Annotated in this window: 13 protein-coding genes; all 13 read right to left on the bottom strand. The window is 37.3% G+C overall.

Features of this window, described 5'->3' with window-relative positions:
• Positions 1-22: 22 nt before the first annotated feature.
• A complete protein-coding gene (gene addA, locus ME3_RS00915) occupies positions 23-3,481 on the bottom strand; it encodes a double-strand break repair helicase AddA (protein ID WP_007476256.1) in 3,459 nt (1,152 codons plus the stop codon).
• Positions 3,478-6,609 carry a double-strand break repair protein AddB gene (gene addB, locus ME3_RS00910; protein ID WP_039952426.1) on the bottom strand — a complete coding sequence of 1,044 codons (3,132 nt, stop codon included), beginning with the start codon at positions 6,607-6,609 and terminating at the stop codon, positions 3,478-3,480. Before addB ends, addA begins: the two co-directional genes overlap by 4 nt.
• Before the next feature lie 428 nt (positions 6,610-7,037).
• Positions 7,038-8,531, bottom strand: coding sequence for a bifunctional tRNA (adenosine(37)-N6)-threonylcarbamoyltransferase complex ATPase subunit type 1 TsaE/phosphotransferase (locus ME3_RS00905; RefSeq protein WP_007476252.1), 1,494 nt, complete (start codon positions 8,529-8,531; stop codon positions 7,038-7,040).
• A gap of 54 nt (positions 8,532-8,585) precedes the next feature.
• Positions 8,586-11,051, bottom strand: a complete 2,466-nt coding sequence (locus ME3_RS00900) for a sensor histidine kinase (RefSeq protein WP_007476250.1) — start codon at positions 11,049-11,051, stop codon at positions 8,586-8,588.
• A gap of 31 nt (positions 11,052-11,082) precedes the next feature.
• Positions 11,083-11,316: an adenosylhomocysteinase gene (locus ME3_RS07345; protein WP_198002710.1), complete on the bottom strand. Its 234-nt coding sequence runs from the start codon at positions 11,314-11,316 to the stop codon at positions 11,083-11,085.
• 473 nt (positions 11,317-11,789) lie between these two features.
• The gene (locus tag ME3_RS00895) at positions 11,790-12,791 is read right to left on the bottom strand and encodes a complex I NDUFA9 subunit family protein (protein WP_007476248.1); all 1,002 of its coding nucleotides are present in this window, start codon (positions 12,789-12,791) and stop codon (positions 11,790-11,792) included.
• A 43-nt stretch (positions 12,792-12,834) separates the two neighbouring features.
• Complete coding sequence (locus ME3_RS00890) at positions 12,835-14,142, bottom strand: bifunctional folylpolyglutamate synthase/dihydrofolate synthase (RefSeq protein ID WP_007476246.1); 1,308 nt, start codon at positions 14,140-14,142, stop codon at positions 12,835-12,837.
• Between the two features lie 3 nt (positions 14,143-14,145).
• Complete coding sequence (gene accD / locus ME3_RS00885) at positions 14,146-15,066, bottom strand: acetyl-CoA carboxylase, carboxyltransferase subunit beta (RefSeq protein ID WP_007476244.1); 921 nt, start codon at positions 15,064-15,066, stop codon at positions 14,146-14,148.
• A gap of 967 nt (positions 15,067-16,033) precedes the next feature.
• Positions 16,034-16,753: a sulfate transporter family protein gene (locus tag ME3_RS00880; protein ID WP_007476242.1), complete on the bottom strand. Its 720-nt coding sequence runs from the start codon at positions 16,751-16,753 to the stop codon at positions 16,034-16,036.
• Between the two features lie 228 nt (positions 16,754-16,981).
• Positions 16,982-18,376, bottom strand: a complete 1,395-nt coding sequence (gene coaBC, locus ME3_RS00875; protein WP_007476240.1) for a bifunctional phosphopantothenoylcysteine decarboxylase/phosphopantothenate--cysteine ligase CoaBC — start codon at positions 18,374-18,376, stop codon at positions 16,982-16,984.
• Positions 18,377-18,448: 72 nt separating this feature from the next.
• Positions 18,449-20,035 carry a 2-polyprenylphenol 6-hydroxylase gene (gene ubiB, locus ME3_RS00870; RefSeq protein ID WP_007476238.1) on the bottom strand — a complete coding sequence of 529 codons (1,587 nt, stop codon included), beginning with the start codon at positions 20,033-20,035 and terminating at the stop codon, positions 18,449-18,451.
• Positions 20,036-20,038: 3 nt separating this feature from the next.
• Positions 20,039-20,821, bottom strand: a complete 783-nt coding sequence (gene ubiE / locus ME3_RS00865; RefSeq protein WP_007476236.1) for a bifunctional demethylmenaquinone methyltransferase/2-methoxy-6-polyprenyl-1,4-benzoquinol methylase UbiE — start codon at positions 20,819-20,821, stop codon at positions 20,039-20,041.
• A gap of 116 nt (positions 20,822-20,937) precedes the next feature.
• Positions 20,938-23,367, bottom strand: a complete 2,430-nt coding sequence (gene gyrB, locus ME3_RS00860) for a DNA topoisomerase (ATP-hydrolyzing) subunit B (RefSeq protein ID WP_007476234.1) — start codon at positions 23,365-23,367, stop codon at positions 20,938-20,940.
• Between the last annotated feature and the right edge of the window lie 56 nt (positions 23,368-23,423).

Raw genomic sequence — 23,423 nt, 5'->3', positions numbered from 1 at the left:
TTTATAAAGTTTTTTTTCTTTATCAGGTAAATTCATTTAAACATGCATCGAGTTTTTCAGGAGTAAGTATAAAAATTTTTGCTTCTTTACAATAAATAAGAAAGGCGTCAATATTTTTATCTGGGTAAATAGTTTGCAGCAATTTTCGATAAAGAGCCATTTGTAATAAATAATTTGGTGCGATAGTCGTTTCATTTTCTGGTGAAATCCCTGTTTTAAAATCAGCAAAAAGAATGCTGTCTTGGGTGATACATAGACGGTCAATTTGGCCGGAAATTATCTGTTCTTTACCATGAATTTTGAGGGTACCCATGAGCGAAACTTCAGCGCGGGAATTATCAGAAAAAAGAAACTTGAGATTTGGATTTTCTAACAGTTCACAAACTTGATGGAGTACTTTTTCTCTTTGAATTTTAGGCCAATGGGAAGCTTTGATATTAAGATAGCGCTGAGCATAATCGAGACGTTTTTGGTGAGGGCATTCAGGCAGATATTGTAGTAAGCGGTGAACCAAATTACCATATTCAATAGTAAAAATTTTGTTTGTATTTTTTTCTCCTAAAACAGGTGAAATGCTAAGGTGTGTTTGATTAGGTAAAGATTCAACGTCAACATCAATGAAAGGAGTAGCAACAGAAGGTCTTAGGGGTTTTGGTAAAGCTGGTTGTGAAGGCATTTTATGATGAAAAAAAGCTGGCAAAGGTGGAAATGTTTGTTTATCTTCATCAAGTATTTCCTTGTTTATTAGGGTGGAAGGGGAAGGTGTAATAGAATAACGCCAAGCTGCTATATCTTCTGTCGGGCCTTTTATAGTAACGCCGTGGGGCTGAAGGGCTTTTTTTACTAATTTTAGCCATGTATTAGGGTTTTCTTGTTGACTGCTATAACCGCAAACAATTAATCGATCTTCAGCACGCGTCATTCCTACATAAAGGAGGCGCTTATACTCTTCTTCTGCACGCTCTTTTAAAGATGAGAGTGCTTTTTTAAATTTTGTATCAAATTGTGCATTTGGGCGCCAGATAAGAGCTTGTCTTCCATTCAAAGGAAATGAGAAAAAGTATGGTGTATAACGTGAATCCCAAATTGCACTACCCGGATCAACCAGAAAAACAACAGCGCTTTCCAATCCTTTAGCAGCGTGGACGGTCATAATGCGAACTTCTTCATGGTTTTGATCAAGTTCACGTTTGATTTCTGGTTTATTGGCACTCAATGTTTCTAAAAAGACTTGCAGTCCTGGCAAACCGGTTTTTTGAATTGTGAGTGTATAATCCATAAAAGCATCAAGAATTTCATTTGCTTCAGATCCTAAACGGGCAAGGATTTTTTGTCGTCCTTTGTCATTGTTGAGAATATGGCTATAAAATTCAAAAACGGGCATTTTATCGACAAAGGTACGATATTTGCTTAATTTTTCAAAAGCATCTTTATAAGATGCATGTGATGAAGCGTGGGTACAAAGACTTTGCCAAAGTGATCCTGTGCGTTTTACTGCAAGGTGATAGAGTGCATCTTCGCTAAGCGCAAAAAGTGGACTTTTTAAAACACAGGCAAGAGAAAGGTCATCTTGTGGTTGCAAAACAAACTGTGCAAGCGCCATTAAGTCGCGCACGCTAATATGGCTGGTTAGCTGTAAACGGTCGGCGCCAGCTACAGGAACATTGTGTAATTTAAGTGCGCGAGAAAGAGCAGGTACAAATTGATCATGTCGTTTACGAACCAAAACCATAATGTCACTGGCACGCAGCAGACGTCCCTTTGCTGGAAGCATTTCACCTGAGTGCAACCAATTAGCAATGGTTGCGGCAATCTTATTTGCTAAGCGTATTTCAGGTGTATCCAAATGATCAACAGTTAAATGCCAATCATCAGGAAGTTCGTTTGTTTCTTTGGAAATGGTATCCCATAAAATAACTTCACCTGGGCTGTTAATGCGAACAGGTTCGTGCACTGTTTTTACATTGTCTGCTGAAAGTCCTTTATAATTTTCCGGCGTTTCAAATACAAGATCAACACCTTTGAGGATATCAGCTGTAGAACGAAAAGAGTAGTTTAATTGTATTTTTTCAAATTTTTGATTAATACGTTGCACTTGTTTTTGAAACATCCGGCCATTTTTAGCAAAATTTTCCGGTTCAGCACCTTGAAAAGAATAGATAGATTGCTTTTCATCACCAACAGCAAAAATAGTGCGGATATTTGTGCTTTGACTATAATCTGCAAAAAACTCCTGCGCTAAAAGCTGAATAATTTGCCATTGCTCAGGGTTGGTATCTTGTGCTTCATCGATAAGAATATGATCAATGCCACGGTCAAGTTTATATTGCACCCACTGACTTGCACCTTTACACTGCAATAAATAGAGTGTGCGTTCAATAAGGTCATCAAAATCTAACAAACCATTGGCTTTTTTTAAATCCGCGTAGATTTTAAGATAAGTAGCACAAATCTGAAAAGCGGCCATATTGAGTGTGACAAGTTTTATACCTTGATATTTGTCTAATAAAGTAGAAACCTTGTTTTGTTTTTCTTCAATTTCTTTTTGAATAAAAGACGAAGTTTCATCTAATTTTTTGGAAAAAAGACATGAAAAATTACGTGGTATACCATCAGTTGTAAAGTAAATGCTTGATACAATGTCTATAATATCTTCTTCATCTGAGACAGTCGCTAACTGAGAAAATTTCGCTATAATGTCTGTTGCTTTTTTATTACTGTAGGTTTGAAAGTATTTGAAGGTATAAGAACACAATGAAGCAGTTTGTTGAATTTCTTTAAGTATTTGTGAATGTGTTTCATTGAGTTTTAAATTAAAAAATGCACGTAATTGCTGTTCCCCACTTTCAGATAAAATGAACGGTAAGAAATCAGAAAGTTCATGCTGTTTTTGAGCAGCTTCATGTAGCAATTGATCAAATGTACTTTCGCTAATAGTTTTAAATAGCTCTTTTAAAGCCGATTGTATATGGCTATGTGCCAAAAGTTGGCAACGGGCTTGATGCAATAACTGTGTTCGATTTGTATTATCAAGCAGTTCAAAATGGCCAGCAATATTAGATTCTAGCGGAAATTGATGCAATAAAGCTTCACAAAATGCGTGAATGGTTTGAATTTTTAGGCCACCTGGTGTTTCAAGGGCACGAGCAAAGAGTTTACGCGCATGAGCGAGTTTTTGTGCACTTGTGGGCTTATTTTCAAGTTGTGATAAAACTGTTTGGAGTTGCTCATCATTAAGTTCATTCCAACTAGAGAGTGTGCGAAAAATACGCGATTGCATCACAGAAGCGGCTGCGTTGGTATAAGTTAGACATAAAATGCGCGCTGGAGGTGTGCCGTTTAAAAGCAAACGGATGACGCGTTCACTTAAAACGTGGGTTTTTCCAGATCCTGCATTTGCAGAAACCCATACATTTGTTTTTGGATGTGTCGCTTTTTTTTGTGCATCAAGGGCTGCTTCAGGAATAAAAAAAGTAGTCATGATGAACCTGCTTTATAAAAATTACTAGACCATTCTGATAATCGAGCCAAGTGATCATAATCACCTTCATAACGATGAGGTGAAGGGAGTGCGTGTGAAAGGTAGCCTTGTTGTGGATTTTGATAATACTCAATCAATGCGATAAGGCGTTTCCATGCTTCTTGACCAAGTAAAACTGCACTTGTCTGATCTTTTGCTTTTTTTTGGTATGAAATAATCGATTGAGATTGGATTGGACCTTTTCCTTTAAGGGGGATATAAAATAAGTTTAAAGGGGTAAGATCTTGGAAGTCTGTAAAAGCTCCTTGCATTAACAAAGCTGCTTCCAACGCCAATTGTGGATGTAATAAAGCACGAACCTGCTTAGATGAAGGAGGAGTATTGGTTTTAAAATCAAGAATTTCAACCATTTTACCAGGCAAAATATCAATACGGTCAGCACGCCCTGAAAGAGTGACACCTGTTGTGCCTATAGGCGTTTTTTGAGCAGCAACTTCAACATATCGTTCGCGAGGTCCGAGATTTTGTTCCCATTTGATAAAGAAAGGAGCCAAATTTTCAAAAATTGACCACCAAATTGCTTTAATATCAGGAGGCAAATTTAATTTGTCAAATTCTTTGCGCCCAATGGCCAGAAATGTCGCTAATGCATGAGCAACGTTTGGGTCTTTTATTTGTGTGCAAAAAGCGGCAAGAATAGCATGATATAAAATTCCACGGTCAGCTGCATAGGGACTATAAATGAGTGCTTTAAGTGGTTTGAGACGCAAGATTTTTTTAGCGTAAATAACATAAGGATTATAACGCAACGTTTCTATTTCAGTCACTGAAAAATGACGTGGGCGCATATCAAGTGGCGGTACAGGGCAAGGTCGTGGTGTAAAACCAATCGTATCTGTTTTGTCGAGCATTTTTGCCCAATGAAGAAATATTTCTCCCCGTGAACAGATTTGTTTCCAAACTTGTTTGCCTACTACTGTTTCTAAACGTTGCAACCAGCGTGAGGGAACAGAAGGAATATGATTGACCCGCGTAGCTCGGCTCATCACCACTTTATTCATTCCCATGGCCCATTGAAAATCATGTGCTGCAAGGCCAATACGCTTTTCAGGTGGTTCAAGAGTTAGTGTCATTTTCATTGGCCGCGATAAAAAAGCATCATTGCGAGTTGTTATGGGCCAAAATCCTTCATTAAGGCTGCCAAGAACAACTGTATCGACTGTTTGTAAGCGTGATTCTAAGGTCCCCCAAATAAATAAACGCGGATGCCCTCCAGGGGAGGGGCTTACACAGCGGGTTGCTATAAGAGCTGAAAACATAGCGGGCCATTCATAAAGATGAAACTTTAATCCTGATTGATCACTCACCAATTCATGCAAAAAAATTGATAAAGCTTTTCCTGCTTCATTTTGATAAAGATGCATAAAAGAATTATTATCGTCTCGCCCAAAATTTTCAAATGCCTCAACAGTTGCTCTTGCAACTTCATTGATGGTACATTCTTTATCCTGTTTTATCAAAGACGCTAATGGCTCAACTGCTTTAACCAAAAGCTGACAAAGCAAGCGTGCTTCTTCAGTTTTTTGTGGATCAAGGGGGCAGTTATCAGGCATGTTATAGGAATATGTTTGCACCCATGTTTCAAGAAATTGATCACATTCGCAAAGGTTGATGCGATTAGGATTGCCTCGAAGAACAAATAGTTCAAAATTTTCTACTATTTCACGTAAACGTTGACGATTTTGTCCTAGAATTGTGAGTGGGTGTTTAAGAAGAGATAGAAAGGCGATAGGATCACCAGGCTTAAATACATTCTCTAACAGCAGTCGTAATAGGGTTGCAGGTAATGTATGTGCAAGCGGCATTCCACCTGAATCATTTGCTTCAATCCCAAATCGCTGTAATTCAGCGACAACACGGCGTGCTAAATTACGGTCATTAGTGATAAGAGCTGCAATTTTTTGAGGTTCTTCAATGGCATTACGTAAAACAATAGAAATGGCTAAAGCTTCTTCGCGCTCATTACTAGCTTCAATCAGTGACCAATCTGCACAAATACGTTCATAGTCATCACGCACGATTTGTGCCCATTGATCTGTAGTAGAAACGGGTCGTAGCGCTTCTGATACAAGGATAGCGCGTTTTGTTTGCATTATACTTCTTTGGCCAATTTCACTCACATGAATGCGTTGACATTTCATAAGAGATAAAAATTTTTTTAAATGATATTGAGGGTGACTAAAAGCACCAAGAGCATGATCAAAACAGTCAAGAGTTGTTGTATCTTTATTAATTGTGCCTAATGCATCCCATTGCGCTTCATCCATATAAAGATCAAGCCCTGGGAGAACAACGGCTCCTTTGGGCAGGTAGGCAACCACTTTTGAAAGATGAGCAACTGCAGGAATAGAACCTGTTGCACCGGCAACGATAATAGGTTTATGAGGTTGTGTGTAGTATAAAATGTCTGCTTGTATTTTGAGTGTTTGATTCCGCCACTCAGCTGGATTGCTTCGTTGTTTTTCCTTTAAAATTTGAGGCCAATTTTGTGTGATAATAGTTAAAAAATCTAAAGTGATTTGCCACCATTCAGCAACCGTATCAGGGCAAATGTCTTTGAGTTTTGACCAATCTGCAGATTCTGTTTCAACTTCATCCATCAAGCTTGCTAAATCTTGTGCCAGCCAAATTGCATCGGCGGTATTAGTAGGAATGTGCACATCTTCTGTACCAAATATAGCACGTAAATGAGCTGGCAAATTTTCACGCCAAGGACGAATAAGGCGTGCTAGAAGGAGAAGGCGTTCACTCTCTTTGATGGGGGGATTAAGTGTCAAAATACTGTCATGATTTTCAACAAAAAAAGAACTTTCTTCATGCATATCTCCTAAAGGGCGGATAGTGGGTAAAAAACTCGATCGTGTATGACTTCTTTCAACAAGGGCTGCACGTAAAGCGCGAGCAGCACGCCGTGTTGGTACATAAATAAGAGTATCAACAAGCGCAGCTTGGATATCTCCATTTGGTGCAAAGTCGTCAATAAGGGCACCTGAGAGAAGTGCATCAACAAAATGAGGCAAAAAAGAAGTTCCAGGAGAAATAGAAAATACACGCGGTTTACGAGTCATTGAGCCTTGTTTTTGGAGCATAAAAATTCTATCTTAGTTATCTTTTGATAATTTCCATTGTATACTAATTTTCAATTAGCAAAAGCTTGAAAAACTGCGTTTATACAGTGTTTTTTTCAAAACAGAAGTGAGAGGAGTGAAGTGTTGCAGTTGCAGCTATAATACAACCATTATGCTTTGTTTTATAGTTTTGTGGTACGTAACGATTAGAACAATAAGATTTGTAAAGGCTGAAGATAATAATATCCCATTTGTATGGAACAAAAAGATTATGATTAATCAAGAGGAGATCTGCACTTTAAGAATAAGAGAAGACGATTTTTCTTTAAAAAAGGTGGTTTAATGATACCAAATTAAGTCTCATGAATTGTTTTCCTACTCATGAAATATGTATAAGGCGTATGATAATGCGCTCAATGGTTGGATGTCTATGATGTGTCTGCAAGTATACCCATTTCTTGATAAAAGCTTTGTAAATCAGCAAGAATTGGGTGTGAAAGATTACGGGCAAGATAATCTTGCAGATGGGGTAAATGTTTAAGGTAAGATGATTTTCCATCTTGTTGATGAAGACGTATAAAAATTCCTAAAATTTTTGAAATCCGTTGAGCACCCGCAAGTACATAAAGTTTACGCAATTCGTTTTCATCAAAAGATTGTGATGCTTGACGGCGTGCATTGCAATAAGCATCGAAAATTTTTGCTTCCAATGTTGGTGAAATATAGCAACGTGCATCTTGCGCTAAAGAAACAAGGTCATAAACTGTTGGACCTTTCAAACCATCTTGAAAATCAATAAGACCAATACGATCGATACCTTTTTTATGAGCGCGCCAAAGAATGTTAGGCGAATGATAATCACGCATAACAAAGGTATTTTCTCCTTGGATTAACATGTCAAGATAAGGGTGCCAACAGGTAAAAAAAGCTTTACGTTGTTTTTCATCTAAAGGTTTTTGTTTTTGAAAGGGTATATACCAGTCCAGCAGTAAGGAAAGTTCTGCTTGCATAGCTTGGTAATCATAACAGGGAATTTGAAGTAAAAATGTTGCAAATTGTTTTTCTAAAGGCCATGATTTTTGATGGAAAGTCGCTAATAGTTCACTACAAGCAAGATAACGCTCTTCTATAGGATTGCCTGTTTGATCTAAAAGTCCTTCACGCCCTAGATCTTCTAAAATTAAAAGGCCTTTTTCAAAATCTTCAACAAAAATACGAGGAGCAGAAAATCCATTATTCAAAATAAGCCGACTTATCCCTACAAATTGACGGATATCTTTTGCAAGATGTGTTATTTCTGAATAAGACGAATTGGCATCATGTGTTGTTTGCATAATTGCTGCATCCATGAGAATTTCTTGATGGTGACCATCATCTAAAAGTTCATAGGAACGTGCTGAAGCATCACTTGCCAAAAAATAACGGTGAACATGACCACGGCCATGAGTTGTTAAGAAGGAGCGAATGGAAAAGGACCGTTGCAAGCGCTGGGCAGAATGTGCTGCTGATATTACGCTAATGTAGCGTCCACGGTTTTCATGTTGTAAGGTGATGGCAAAGGTAGCAGGCCCTAAGAGATCTGCTCCTTTTTCTGGCCATTCTATCAATAAAACACTTTGTTCACGTGCTTCATGAAGCCCTAATTCATCAATTTCTTCTACCATAGAAAGGCGGTAAAAATCGGCATGGATAACTTCAAATTGTGGAAGCTGATAATTTTGAACAAGAGTAAAAGTAGGACTAGGAACATCCAATGTGTTATCGTTAGCAAGTGCACGGATAAGTGCACGGGCAAGTGTTGATTTTCCTGCCCCAAGATTGCCTTTGAGTGTTACAAGGTCGCCTGGTTTTAAGGCAAGGGCTAAATCTTGCGCAAAAAGTTTAGTTGCCTCTTCATTTTCGAGAAAAAAACTAAAATTCATAAAGAATTCCATGAAATTTATAGAAAAAAATTGTTATAATAACTAAAAGTAAGATTAAGAAATTATATCCCCTTTTTGCACTGGAAAAAAGCATTTAACTGTTGTCCCTTGGCCCGTATCAGTTAAAATTTTAACATGTCCACCATGGAGTTCAACGAAGCTTTTGACAAGAGAGAGGCCAAGACCCGCTCCTGCACGTCCACCATGGTGCGGACGAGAAGAAAAACGTTTAAAGATACGATCCAGAATATCAGTTGGAATATCAAATCCTTCATTATGGACGCTGAAAACAATGTTGTCTCCTTGTTTATTTGCACAAAATTCAATCGTGCTTTCTTCCGTTGCAAAATTGACAGCATTACTAAGTATATTAACAAAAATTTGATGCAAACGTGTCGCATCAGCCAAAATAAAATTTAAAGAAGGAGAAATCTGTTGTGAAAATGTAATATAGCGCCCGTTAAGATGTTCTTCTACTCGGGCAACTGCTTGTGCCATAGCATCGGCAATGTTAACTGGTTTAATGTCTAATTCCATAATACCTGCATCAAGAGTTGCAAGGTCAAGGATATCATTAACAATATTCAAAAGAGCATTTGACTCTGATTGGATATGGCCAAGATATTCACGTTGGCGTTCATTGATAGAGCCAAAAATTTGGTCGCGTAAAATGTCAGAAAATCCAATAATATTGGTAAGAGGTGTACGTAATTCATAAGAAACATGTTGGACAAATTCGTTGCGTAAACGATCAGCACTTTCTAGAGCTTCATTCCTTTCTTGTAGTGCGCGCGCAATATGAACACTATCGGTGACATTAACAAACGTTAGCATTGTTTGTCCGTTGGGCAATGGTACCAATGTATAATCAATAATCGTTCCATTTTTTAAGTCTATGCGACCTGAATATGCATCACGTTTATCAGCAAAACCAGTGATAAATTTGGTAAATTGTTCCCATTCTTGCCCCACTGTTAAAGTTGAACAATGGGTTTGTAATTGTGTAATATGGGTCCCTTCTACTAATAAATTATAAGGTAAAGACCACAATTTTGATAAGGCAGGATTTGATAAACGAAGGCGACCATCAGTCCCAAAAACCACTACACCTTCGGAAAGTTTATCAAGTGTTTCTCCTTGTATTCTGATTAATGTATTATAACGTCGCTCAAGATCAATTTTTTCAGTAAGATTTTCGTAAAACCAAGTAACACCCCCTTGCGGATGAGGGCTGGCAATAACACGCACTGTACGTCCATCGGGAAGATTCCAAATTTGTTGGTCCGATTCTATTTTCTGGTAAGCTTTAAAAAGCTCTTCTTTCCATGCACGCCAATCAGGATGTTCACCAAGCAATCCTTTTTCACGCAATTGTTCCAAAAGCAATGAATGACTTGGTTCACTTTCTAAAAAAGAATTTTCCAGTGGCCATAAAACCTTAAAGGCATGATTGCAGAATTTTAACTTTTGATGAGTATCAAAAATTGCCACAGCTGTTGAAATTTGGTCGAGTGTCTCACAATGATTTTGAAGAATTCGTCTCATTTCTTTGGTAAGATTTTCATGTGCACTATCATCACGGGCGAAAGCTGCCATCCCTTCTGCTGTTGTGACACGGGTGAGGTGAAAGTGGCGCCGTTCTCCATCAATAACTGTATGCACATGTTCTTGAAAAACTGTTTCTGCTTCACCTGTTTTGCACTGTGTGGCTTCATTGAAAAGATCAGTTATATGATTGCTGCCTTCTTTAAAGCCTGTTATTTCTCGAAAAGCGCGATTAATAAAGCAGATTTTCCCTTTACAGTCTTGGACCCACACAGGTTCTTGAATATGATCAAGAAGGTTACGTTGTAGGTTCAGTTCCTTAAGTAACTCGGCGATATTTTTCTGTAAACGAATATTTTCACTTTGCTGCGTTGAAATATCTTGAAAACGCGCAATGGCCGCTGTTCCTGCAATGACGCCTGTAACTTGCAACAATATTTTATTTGTTGTAGTAATAGAAAGCTCAAAAGGACAACCATTGCAACGCAATTGAATCAGTGCCTGATCAAGTTGTCTTAGAGATAATTCTTCTAACCAACGCCCAAAACATTGAAAATTTTTCTGGTTAATTTCCATTTTTTGTAATGCGGAAATATTACCAACTATATGCGGTAAGGCTGTTGGATTTTTCCAAATAAGAAGGCACTGCTCTGTTTCTTCAAAAAGCCATTCATAATATTTAAGCTGTTCAAAAAAATCTGCTTGAAGCATTTTTAACGGTTTCCATGAAGCTTTTTTTATAGCCATAATAACCGTTATACATACGAGCAGTGAGGCACAAGAAATTCCCCCAAAGAGTGCTAAAATAAGCCATGAACCATCTGGCCAAGTGAAGTTAGAAAGAGAGGGAAATGCTAACGATTGAGCAACAGCTGGCAATGGAGAAAAAAAGAATAAGAAGCAAAAAATACTGGTATAAATTTGAATGATTTTTTGAGTTTTTTCTTTGGAGGTATAGTCACCAAAGTTGTGCACGATGCATCTCCTTTTTTACCAGGGAAACGTTTTAATAACGGTTATGATTTGGCTTATAAGGTTTTTGTAGGTAACTCCAATATAGATGGCTTATATCTTCCAATAGGACGTTTGATTTTATTTCTAACCGATCAAGATAAAGGTATGCAACTTTTTCATTAGAATATTTGGGCAAAACGATTACTTTATTTTTGTAGTTTTCTGTACAAAAAATATATGTTTCACTTAAAGGTTGATTAGAAGAAAATTCTTTACGACAAATCATCAGATTGAATATTTCCATTTTTGGCAAGGAATACCAGATTTCTTGCTAAAACAGCAAGTTCGGTATCCTTGATAACGTAATATTTAAGCTATTATTTTTATTCCTTTAAAATTACTTTGTTCAAAGTGATTAAAGAAGATTAAAAAATGCACCCACATATAAAGATTTCTTTATATGTTTATATGATTTTAGATTTTCATGAGCTTATGCGACAATATATTGATATAATATACCGATATAGTGAATGATTATACCCTCAGGTAATAAAGAATATCATAAATTCTGTTGATAAAGCAAAACACTAATAGTTTGCAGTGATTTTGACATTGCAAAAAGGAAGCCCAAGAATTTATTTATGAAGTTATATTGTCTGAAAAATAACACATGAATAAAATTTGAGCGTCAGTACATCTGTTCTTTTTCTTTTAGATTTTAAAAGTGTAGATATTATCAATTTAATCACAAAAAATGTGTTAAGCTGATAAACTTTTAGAAAACTGCCCTTGAGGACGAAACCGCCATAGATAACTGGGTAAAATAGCGCTCATTGTTTTAGGAGTAATCCCGACCCCTTCTAAAATTCGTCCATTTTTAATAGCTTCTTGAGAGACAATATTATCTATTTGTAGGAAGCGTATTTGATCAGCTGTCATAAGTTCCGGCAATAAGGGTATTTTACCGATATTGCCTAAAATATTTCCAATGAAGAGACCAATAGAAAGAGGCATAGATAAAACTATTTTCTTGCGGTGAATGATTTTTAGTACATTTTCAACGGTATTCTGAAATGTCATAACTACAGGCCCACCAAGATCATAACTTTTTCCAAAAGCAACTTTTCCTTCCAAAGCGCGTGCAACAAATTCAGCGATATCACCAACATAAACAGGTTGCAATTTGCTTTGCCCACCACCAAAAAGTGGTATAATAGGCGAAAAACGAGATAGGTTTGCCAAGGTATTAAAAAAGCAATCTTCCGGCCCAAAAATAACCGATGGGCGCATAATAATTGCTTGAGGATGACTGTGACGCACAATTTGCTCACTTGTAAATTTGACATGAGCATAAGAGCACGAGGTATTTTCATCATTGGCGATGAGTGTAGACATGTGAATGAGCGGAATATTCGCTTGAGCTGATAATTCTGCAACGTTTTTTGCGCCATCAATTTGTGCATTTTGAAAATTCGACTGGCTTGCTTGTGTTAAGCTTCCAGGAAGAAAGATTGCACCGTCTGCTCCAAGCAATGCACGGGCAACACAAGCACGGTTCTTAATATCAGTTGCAAGCATTTGGGTTTGGCCCACTTCACCTACTTGTAACATGTAGTAAGCTTTTTGCGGATAGCGAACAGCAACGCGAACGCGATAACCCTGTTTGGTTAAAGTTTCAACGATATGTCGTCCTACAAAACCTGATCCACCGAAAACAGTGATAAGTTTAGGATGTTGATAAAGAGTACAATCAAGTTTCATGGTAAAAAATTCTATTTATTAAAGCTCTATGAAAGAAAATTTTTTAGCATGGTGGTGTTTCATTGTCACGTAAAATATCACCTGCAAAGTAAAGAGAGCCACCAATAAAGATGATTGCATCTTTATGTTCTAAACTAATTTTATGAAAAACAGTTTGTAGATTAACTTGTGGGCTAGCAATAAGTCCTACTTTTTGAGCTGATTGAGCTAAGATTGTTGGGCATACATTCGCATCATTGGAATTTAATGGGATCGTGTAAACTTTATCTACGAGATTGGCCAAGGGACGAAAATAACCAATAGCGTCTTTAGTTTTAAGCATACTAGCAATCATAATAATAGGACGGTTTGATTTTTTTTTCCATTGTGTAAATTCCGTTGCAACAACTTTTCCAGCAGCGGGATTATGTCCGCCATCTAGCCATAAATCAGTACTTGGAGGAAGTTGATCAACCAGTCGTCCATGGGTGAGGTGCTGCATTCGTGCTGGCCAGTAAAGATTGCGCAAAGCTTTGCTTATTGTTTGTTGTGAAAGTTGAAATCCTGCCTGATAGATTGCTTCGATAGAAGCACCAGCATTGGCAATTTGATGAGCGCCGATAAGATTAGGAAGTGGTAAATCCATTAAACCTTGATTGTTTTGGAATACCATACGTCCATATTCTTCATAACTTTGATAATCCTGGTTAAAAATAAAATAAGGTGCTTTATTTTTATCAGCAAGAGTGCTTAAAACAGAATGAGTTATATCATAATTTTGCTTGCCAATGACCACAGGAACAGTCTGTTTGATAATTCCCCCCTTTTCAAAAGCAATTTGTTCAATAGTGTTGCCAAGAAAGGTTTCATGATCATAGTCAATAGGCATAATAAGGGATACAGCTGGCTTGTTAATTACATTGGTAGCGTCAAAACGCCCTCCTAATCCAACTTCTACAATTGTTGCATCAGCTGGATTTGTGCTAAACAACATAAAAGCGACTGCTGTGAGAATTTCAAAAACAGCGATTGGTTCGTTACGGTTTATTTCTATAATTTGGTGAATTGTTTTGATCAGTTGGCTATCTGTGACAAATTGACCGCTTAGTCGCCAGCGTTCATTCCAACGCACCAAATGAGGAGAGCTGTATACATGAACGCGGTAGCCTGCACTTTCCAACAAAGCCCGACAAATGGCTGAAGCAGATCCTTTACCATTTGTTCCAGCAATGTGAATAATGGGTGCAAGTTTTAAATGTGGGCTGCCAAGACACTCTAAAAGACGAGAAATACGTTCTAAAGAAGGAGCAAATTTTTTGGGATAGCTTTCCAGTAAATCATCAATCACTTTTTGTGTGCGGCTTTTTTTCATAATTTAAGCAGCATTTGTTTCAGAAAATACTGTTTGAGAATTTTGAGATGATGGGTAAGAAGGTTTTTGGGGTGCAGAATGTTTCATCATCAAGCGTAAAAGCCGTGCAATAGTGGCTTTCATTTCCAAGCGTGATACAACCATATCAATCATACCATGATTAAGCAGGTATTCACTACTTTGGAAGCCTTCTGGTAAAGTTTCACGAATGGTTTGTTGAATAACACGTGGCCCCGCAAAACCAATCATGGCTCCAGGTTCAGCAATGTGGATATCTCCTAACATCGCATAAGAAGCAGTTACACCACCGGTGGTAGGGTTGGTTAGAACCACAATATAGGGAAGTTTTGTTTCTTTCATCATTTCAATTGCTACTGTTGTACGGGGCATTTGCATTAGTGATAATATTCCTTCTTGCATTCGTGCTCCACCAGAAGCAGCAAAAAGAACCAAGGGACATTTATCTTCAATGGCAGTGTGAAAAGCTTTGATAATAGCTTCCCCTGAGGCCATGCCAAGCGATCCACCCATAAAGGCAAAGTCTTGAACGGTGGCAATAATTGGTAAGCCTTCAATAGTTCCTCGTGCATTTAAGATATTATCATCAACACCAAGTTTAGAGCGATATTCTTTTAACCGATCAGTATAGCGTTTTGTATCGCGAAATTTTAATGGGTCTGTGACAACTTTTGGATTTTCAAGTAATGTATAAACACCATCATCAAAAAAATGCATGAGACGATTTTTAGCACTAATGCGCATGTGATGACCAGAAGAAGGACTCACATATTGATTAGCTTCTAAATCTTTATGAAATACCATTTCACCATTAATAGGATCTTTGATCCATAGATTGTCTGGAATTTCGCGGCGACCTAATATAGAATTAATTTTAGGACGAACATAATTTGTAATCCAATTCATTTGGTAACCTCCCTTTAGATGTTATACACTTTATATGGCTTAAGGGCATATTGGGATTGAATAGTCGGATTCTTTTGACTGATTAATCAACTATTTGTTTTATTTTTTTACCAGTGTTAGCTTTCAATATATCATTTTAGCTTCCCTTGTTTATTAATAGAGCAACAATGGCATGAGTTGAGAGTATTTCCTTTAATAAATCTGTTAACAATTTTAGCAATATAGTTTGCTTGTTTATTTGAATATTAAATCCTATTGCGGCAGGTAAGGATGTATTGTTTGGTCACTTTAATTGTAGAGTTACTCTGGTTAATCAAAGATATTTCCTTTAATATTTGATTAATGACATTTACTGCAAAAACATAATAGCTAAAATTTGAACTATTTTGCAAAATTTTTGATATCTGTTTGTTACTGACTGTTGAGATATTGATAGATAAAATAAAATTTCATTATTCATTTTAGCAGGAAAATTTTTCATCTGTTTTTTGTGATAAGTCAACAAAGATTAAATTATCAACCGAATAATGTAAATTTTCAGCCAAAAGAACTTTAATACTATAGCATTATAATAACTTATGAAATAATGAGAGCAAAAATTTATATGGGAAAATGCTGTTCATAAAAATGAATTTTTTAAAAATATGCTTCAATTTATGAATACATGATGTAGTGCTTTGAATCATTAATTTATAAGTATATGGCTTTAAAAGCGGCATGATAATCTCAATTACAAGTATTACCAGCTTAAGCTGTACTTTTATGAGAAAAATAAAACCAATAAAATAAACACATTTTATTAATAAAATTAATTATTTCAATAGATTATCATGTTTAAAATATGTAATTTTGTATTTTTTAGTATCGTCAGATTACATTAAATATAAAATTAATTCCGGAATGAAATGCCTCTTTCGTAGGTCGACTATTTGACTTGATTGAGTATAAATTATTTTTTGGATGTGAGTTATTTTAATGTAATAAGTGTAGAGTGATTATGGGGAAGCATTTTATATAAATATGTCATGAAGGCAGCTGCAAAAAGTGGTGTTACTAAATTAACAATGGGAATAGAAACGAAAAACGCAATCACTAAACCAGCCCAAAATACTGTCATATGATGGATGCGTAAGAAACTATGGGCTTCTTTCTGGGATTGAAAACGATAAGCAGAGAGCAAAAAATATTCACGACCTAACATATAGCCATTAATAACGTAAAAAGCGATCAAATTAACACCTGGTATGAAAAATAAAATAAAGGCAATTGCGTTACCTAAAAAGCTTATGACAGCAAATTTTAAAGAGAGAATAAGCGAAGACGTAAACGACATAGTTTGCCCAACAGGTTCATTGGGATAATCTTCTTTTTCAATAATTTCAGCGGCGGCATCAACGAAAAAGCTACCAATTATAGCGGTAGTTGGAGCAATCAGAAAAGGCGCCAAAAAAGCTAGGGCAAAGTTAAGAATGATTAATGTGCTAAGTTTTAATAATCCTATCCAATCTGTTAATATGGGAAAAAAATGCGTAATCCAAAGCCAAAGATAAGGCATAAAAAGCTTGTGTATGAGTAGCCATATAATGATGAAAACAATACAAGTAAGCCCCAAAATTTTTAACATCATGATGCAATATTGCGGGGTAGAAAGGCGTTTTAGAGCCAAATAAGTAGCGGTAAAAATCATAAACGATAGATAAGAAGAGAAGAATAGAAAACAAGAGATAGATTAAATAAATAACATCATCATAGCCTGTATTAATGGTGTTTTATATAAGCTCTGTTTGGTAAATTATATGGTCCTTACGTAAATTGTATTAATTAAAATTTATCTCTTATTTTATGTTGTGTTTTTAAAACATCATCAACTTTTAAAAATTTTTATTTTTATTGAAACAAGAAGCTCTTTCTTCTTTTAATCAGTGGTGGAAAGAGAATGAAAAAATGACACAATAATCTTTGCTAATTTTTTAGCTACTTGTTGTTTACTCATACATGGCCATTGTTCAACAGTTTTTTTACTGACCAGACAAATTTTGTTTGTATCTCCACCCATTACGCTTGTTCCATCAGTGTGGAGAGAAACATCGTTTGCAAGAATGAAATCTGCTCCTTTTTGAACACATTTTTTTTGTGCGTTCACAATAATGTCACATGTTTCAGCAGCAAAACCAATCACGAGTGGGGGTCGGTTTGAAGCGTGACCGATAGTTGCCAAAATATCAGGATTTTCAACCATATGCAAAGATGGTGGGATTTTGTTATTCTCCTTTTTGATTTTTTGTAAAGATTGCGTTTGGCTACGCCAATCGCAAACAGCAGCAACAAAAATAGCACCATCAGCGGGTAGTGCAGCTTGAACAGCTTCTAACATCTGACAAGCCGTTTCCACGTGAATAGTTTTTACATTTTGTGGATCAGGAAGATTAACAGGTCCACAAATAAGTGTTACTACAGCTCCCAAGTTGGCTAAAGCTGTTGCAATTGCATGGCCTTGTTTGCCTGAGGAGCGATTGGCAAGATAACGCATCGGGTCAATTGGTTCGTATGTGGGGCCAGAAGTAACAATAAAATGACGACCAGAAAGCGGTTTTTCTTGCTCTCTCAAAAGAGTTTCTACTGAGGCTACAATGGTTAAAGGGTCACTCATACGTCCATAACCTATTTCATCTCGTTCAGCCATTTTACCACTTTCTGGTCCTACTATATGAACCCCATCGGCATGCAATTGTGCGACATTACGTACAGTTGCAGGATGAGCCCACATAGCCGGATTCATAGCTGGAGCAATCAAAAGTGGACAACGTGCTGCTAAAAGCACACAACCAGCTAGATCATCTGCTATACCGACGGCCATTTTTGCAATACGATTAGCACTAGCTGGTGCTAAAATAATTAAATCAGCATTACGTGCTAGCCGAATATGACTAATATCATGATCTTTTTCACGTGAAAATAAATCACTATATACAGCACCACCATTCAGAGCTTCAGCTGCTAAGAGGGTAACAAATTTTTGAGCCGCTTTTGTCATAATAATGTTCAAATGCGCTCCACGTTCTTGTAAACGACGAATCAAATCAAGTGCTTTATAGGCAGCAATTCCACCGCCGATAATGAGAAGCACAGATTTTGATTGCAATGATTGCATTTCGACAGTACTTGCTTGTAATGGTGGTATGGATAATGCGCTGGGATTACTTAACAAACGACGGGCTTCTTCTTCCATAGAAACACCATTTTGTGCAGACCTTGTGCGCAACATTGCTTTGGTTTCAGGTGAAAGATTACGGATAGTGATACTGGCCATAAAATGCTTCCAAAGGAATAAAGTGATTTCAATGATTTCATAAACTTTATTCTTTTTAGCATATTAAGCAAATTAGAAAAAATGAAAAAGAAAAAAGCCTAGAATAATGAGACAAAGGGTCGTGATAAATAAATTATAACGGCTATAACGGTGATTACGATTTTGTTCGAAAACAAAGTGCTTAAAGGTGGGAGGGGAAAGATACAGTCCTGTTTTTGTTATTTGGCTGAGATTTTCTTCTATACGTTGAAAGTTTTTTACTAATTTTGGTGTTTGACGTGCTAGTGAAAACAATGCTTGTGCTCCCTCATTAAAATCTTGGATAAGCCCCATAGGTCCTAAATTTTTGCCAATCCATTCTTTAACAACTGGTTCGGAGGCTTTCCACATATTAAAAGCTGGGTCCAATGTACGAGCTACACCTTCTACAACAATCATAGTTTTTTGCAGCAACAAAAGTTCAGGTCGGGTTTTCATGTCAAATAATTCAGTAACTTCAAACAAAAGTGTGAGTAATTTGGCCATGGAAATGCTTTGCGCTGATTGTCCGTGAATAGGCTCACCAATAGCTCGGTTGGCTTGAGCAAAACTTTCAATACTGTGATGAGGTGGTACATATCCTGCTTCAAAGTGGGCACGTGCCACTCGATAGTAATCACGAGTAATAAAACCATAAAGAATTTCAGCGAGGAAATATTTTTCTTTTTTACTAAGCCGCCCTGTAATTCCTAAATCAACTGCAACAATACACCCTTGCCGATCTACAAATAAATTACCAGGATGCATATCAGCATGAAAAAAACCATCCCGTAGTGTGTGGCGAAGGAAAGATTGAATAAGCGTGGTTGCTAAATTTTTTAAATCAAAACCTGCTTCTTTAAGTGCTGGAATATTAGACATTTTTATGCCATCAATCCATTCCATCGTTAAAACATCGCGCCCTGTTCTTTCCCAATCAACAAGAGGCACCCGAAAACCTACATCATTTTGAATATTTTCAGCCATTTCTGATAGAGCAGCTGCTTCTAAGCGTAAATCCATTTCAATACGGGTAGTTTGTGCCAAAGTTTCAACCACACGAACAGGGCGTAAACGTCGAGAAGCGGGAATATAACGCTCTTGCAAACGGGCAATAAGGTAGAAACTTTTAAGATCTTTGGCAAAACGATTTCTGATATTGGGGCGGATAACTTTAACGGCACATTTTTTTTTATGACCTGTTTCATCATAATATTCAGCTGGATGAACTTGGGCAACAGAAGCAGCAGCAATAGGCGGACAGAAGTCTATGAATAAATCATCCATAGGGCGACCTAGCGAACTTTCAATTTGAACAATAGCTGCAGTACAAGGAAATGTTTGGACACAGTCTTGTAGCTGTGCCAGATCTTTAGCAATATCACGCCCTACAATGTCAGGTCGGGTGGCAAGAAATTGACCAAGCTTAATATAAGAGGGGCCAAGCTTATTAATGGCGTGTGACATATTTTCAGACCGGTGCTTCTTTTTTGTTTTACGCCGTGCTAAAATTCTTGCTATATGATGACATGTCGCCAGAGGGCCATGAAGACCTTCTCTTGGAAGAGCACTAAGGACACCCTCACGCGCTAAAATCCATCCTGCACGCATAAGTTGAAAATAAGCAGAAATTTGTACCATTTTTCAGATCTTCCAGCCTGAATGTAATGCTGCAATAGCACCGGTTAGGTTGCGATACGATACTCGCGAGAAACCTGCACGACTAATCATATGGGCAAAATCGTCTTGTTTGGGAAATTTACGAATGGATTCAACCAAATAACGATAGGCATCGCCATCACCAGTAATGAGTTGACCAAGTTGAGGAATGGCATAAAAAGACCAAAGGTCATAAATTTTATCAAGAAAAGGCATTTCGACATTTGAAAACTCTAAACATAAAAAACGTCCGCCCGGCTTTAAAACACGCAAAGCTTGCTTAAGAGCTTTATCAATATGTGGCACATTGCGAATTCCAAAAGCAATTGTATAAGCATCAAAACTTTGATTTTCAAAGGGAAGATCTTCTGCATTGGCTTCAACAAAATCAATAAAAGGAGCAAGACCATTTTTATGTGCACGCTCTTTGCCAATGTTGAGCATCGAATTATTAATATCAAGTACTGTAGCGTGAACTTGTTTGCGTGAAGCATTGAGAATACGAAAAGCGATATCACCAGTACCACCAGCTACATCAAGAATTTTCCAGCCCGAAATCGCTGGTGGAGAGAGCCATGCAACCATGGAATTTTTCCACATACGGTGCAGCCCAAGAGACATAATGTCATTCATTTTGTCATAGTTTGTCGCAACAGAATGAAATACATCATCGACCATAGACTGCTTTTGCATTTCATCAACTTTTGTGAAACCAAAAGAATATTCCATGCCACCGTCAGCCCCTATGCGTTTCATTTCAGCTGGCATATGTGACGACCTTCCTTATTTTTCTTTTATGTAAATGAAGAATAGAGAAAATTCTTACATACAAAAAAGTAATACGCAAAACCTATGGCGCTTAAGCTTAAAACAAAAAAGTATTTTTAGATATCAAGATTGGCAACACTTAGAGCATTATTTTGAATAAAAACTCGCCGTGGCTCAACTTCATCACCCATTAAACGGGAAAAGAGAGAATCTGCGTCAGTTGCATCATTGATTTTAACTTGTAAAAGAGAGCGCGCATCAGGATCAAGGGTTGTTTCCCAAAGCTGTTCAGCATTCATTTCTCCAAGACCTTTATAACGCTGTAGAGTGATGCCTTTTTTACCGTTTACAAAGATACTTTCTAATAAGCTCGTTGGTCCAAAAATATGCTCTGATTTATCTTTGCGACGCAGAAGAGTGGGAGGGTTATATATTTCTATGAGATTTTGACAAACACGATCAATTTGACGTGCATCTACTGAATTTATAAGCCCTGTATCGAGCACAACAGCGTCTTTAACACCACGTAAAATGCGCTCAAAACACAAACTTCCATCTGGTGTGCTATACCCACTCCAACCACGTTCCATATCATCAGCAATTAAGTCAAGGCGCTGCACGACATTATCTATTGTTTTTTGGGTTTTCTCTGGTGTTACAAAAGCTTCAGAGTTAAAAACACCAGTAATTGCTGCTTGTTCAACAATATTGCGGTCATAACGGGTATGAAGACCATTTAAAAGTTGGCGTAACAAACAAGCATCTTGAACGAGTTGGCGTAAATCAGCGCCTGCACGTATCTCACCTGTTGATAATTCTAATGTTGTATCTTCCAATCCTGCATCAATCAAAAATTCTTCAAATGCTGTTTCATTTTTAATATATTGAAAAGACTTACCACGCGATACTTTATAAAGGGGCGGCTGTGCGATATAAAGGTGACCACGCTCAATCAATTCAGGCATTTGCCTAAAGAAGAAAGTAAGAAGCAAAGTGCGAATATGAGCTCCGTCGACATCTGCATCTGTCATAATGATGATTTTATGATAACGTAATTTATCAGGTGAGAATTCATCTTTGCCGATAGAAGTTCCAAGAGCAGTGATAAGTGTGCCAATCATTTCAGATGAAAGCATCCGATCAAAACGTGCCCGCTCAACGTTAAGAATTTTACCACGCAAAGGTAAAATCGCTTGATTTTGACGTGAACGTCCACTTTTAGCTGAACCGCCAGCTGAATCCCCTTCAACGATAAAAATTTCTGATTTTGTAGGATCACGTTCTTGACAATCAGCAAGTTTTCCTGGAAGTGAAGTAATGTCAAGAGCTCCTTTTCGCCGTGTGAGTTCGCGTGCTTTGCGTGCTGCTTCACGGGCTGCGGCAGCTTCCACTACCTTACTGATGAGAATTTTCGCTTCATTAGGGTGTTCTTCTAGCCATGCTGAAAGACCTTCATTCACTAAATTTTCAACAATAGGACGTACTTCAGAAGAAACCAATTTATCCTTTGTTTGTGAGGAAAATTTGGGATCAGGAACTTTAACTGAAAGAATAGCTGTTAATCCTTCACGACAATCATCACCAGTTAAATTGACCTTTTCTTTTTTTGTAATACCTGAAGATTCAGCGTAACCATTGATTTGGCGTGTTAAGGCACTACGAAAACCTGCTAAATGGGTTCCTCCATCACGTTGAGGAATGTTATTGGTAAAGCATAATACTTTTTCGTGATAAGAATCATTCCACCACAAAGCAACATCTACGCTCATCCCGTCCTTTTCATTTGCAATGTAAATAGGGTTATCGATGAGCACTTTTTTAGATCGATCAATATATTTTACAAATTCGACTAATCCACCTTCATAGTGTAATTCTACCGATTGGACATCAGCATGGCGTTGGTCTGTGAGAAGAATATGTACACCAGAATTTAAAAAAGCTAATTCTCGCAAACGACGTTCTAGAGTTTCGAAATCAAATTCAACTTTAGTAAAGATTTCAGGGCTTGGTAAAAAGCTGATTTCTGTTCCACTTTCTGCATCACAATCACCAACAATTTTAAGTGGAGAATCAGCCACTCCACGGGTAAACGACATTTCATAGATTTTACCATTACGCTTGATTTGTAATCGCAACCAAACTGAAAGTGCATTGACAACAGAAACACCAACGCCATGCAATCCTCCTGACACTTTATAAGAATTTTGATCAAATTTTCCACCAGCATGAAGTTGTGTCATAATGACTTCAGCTGCTGAAACGCCTTCTGTTGGGTGAATATCAGTTGGAATTCCACGTCCATTATCACGAACAGAACAGGATCCATCGGCATGGAGCGTGACATTTACAAGAGTAGCGTGACCCGCTAAAGCTTCATCAATAGCATTGTCTACAACTTCGTAAACCATGTGGTGCAAACCTGAACCATCATCAGTATCACCGATATACATGCCGGGACGTTTGCGTACAGCATCAAGACCTTTGAGAACTTTAATGGAAGCAGCACCATACTCACCACTTAAGGGTGAGGTTGTTTCATCACTCATAAGTCAATCCATTTCTATATTTGAATCAATATTTTATTAGCTCTTTTCAGGTTTAA

This window comes from Bartonella melophagi K-2C (genome assembly GCF_000278255.1).
GTDB classification, from domain to species: domain Bacteria; phylum Pseudomonadota; class Alphaproteobacteria; order Rhizobiales; family Rhizobiaceae; genus Bartonella; species Bartonella melophagi.
This window is presented reverse-complemented; position numbering and strand designations above follow the sequence as displayed.

Excerpts from the sequence above, each read along its gene's own strand:
- ME3_RS00905 (WP_007476252.1), bottom strand. The coding sequence starts at position 8,531 with ATGAATTTTAGTTTTTTTCTCGAAAATGAAGAGGCAACTAAACTTTTT.
- ME3_RS00880 (WP_007476242.1), bottom strand. The coding sequence starts at position 16,753 with ATGATTTTTACCGCTACTTATTTGGCTCTAAAACGCCTTTCTACCCCG.
- addB (WP_039952426.1), bottom strand. The coding sequence starts at position 6,609 with ATGACTCGTAAACCGCGTGTATTTTCTATTTCTCCTGGAACTTCTTTT.
- ME3_RS00890 (WP_007476246.1), bottom strand. The coding sequence starts at position 14,142 with ATGAAAAAAAGCCGCACACAAAAAGTGATTGATGATTTACTGGAAAGC.
- ME3_RS07345 (WP_198002710.1), bottom strand. The coding sequence starts at position 11,316 with ATGATTTGTCGTAAAGAATTTTCTTCTAATCAACCTTTAAGTGAAACA.
- ubiE (WP_007476236.1), bottom strand. The coding sequence starts at position 20,821 with ATGCCAGCTGAAATGAAACGCATAGGGGCTGACGGTGGCATGGAATAT.
- gyrB (WP_007476234.1), bottom strand. The coding sequence starts at position 23,367 with ATGAGTGATGAAACAACCTCACCCTTAAGTGGTGAGTATGGTGCTGCT.
- ME3_RS00895 (WP_007476248.1), bottom strand. The coding sequence starts at position 12,791 with ATGAAACTTGATTGTACTCTTTATCAACATCCTAAACTTATCACTGTT.
- accD (WP_007476244.1), bottom strand. The coding sequence starts at position 15,066 with ATGAATTGGATTACAAATTATGTTCGTCCTAAAATTAATTCTATATTA.
- coaBC (WP_007476240.1), bottom strand. The coding sequence starts at position 18,376 with ATGGCCAGTATCACTATCCGTAATCTTTCACCTGAAACCAAAGCAATG.
- addA (WP_007476256.1), bottom strand. The coding sequence starts at position 3,481 with ATGACTACTTTTTTTATTCCTGAAGCAGCCCTTGATGCACAAAAAAAA.
- ubiB (WP_007476238.1), bottom strand. The coding sequence starts at position 20,035 with ATGGTACAAATTTCTGCTTATTTTCAACTTATGCGTGCAGGATGGATT.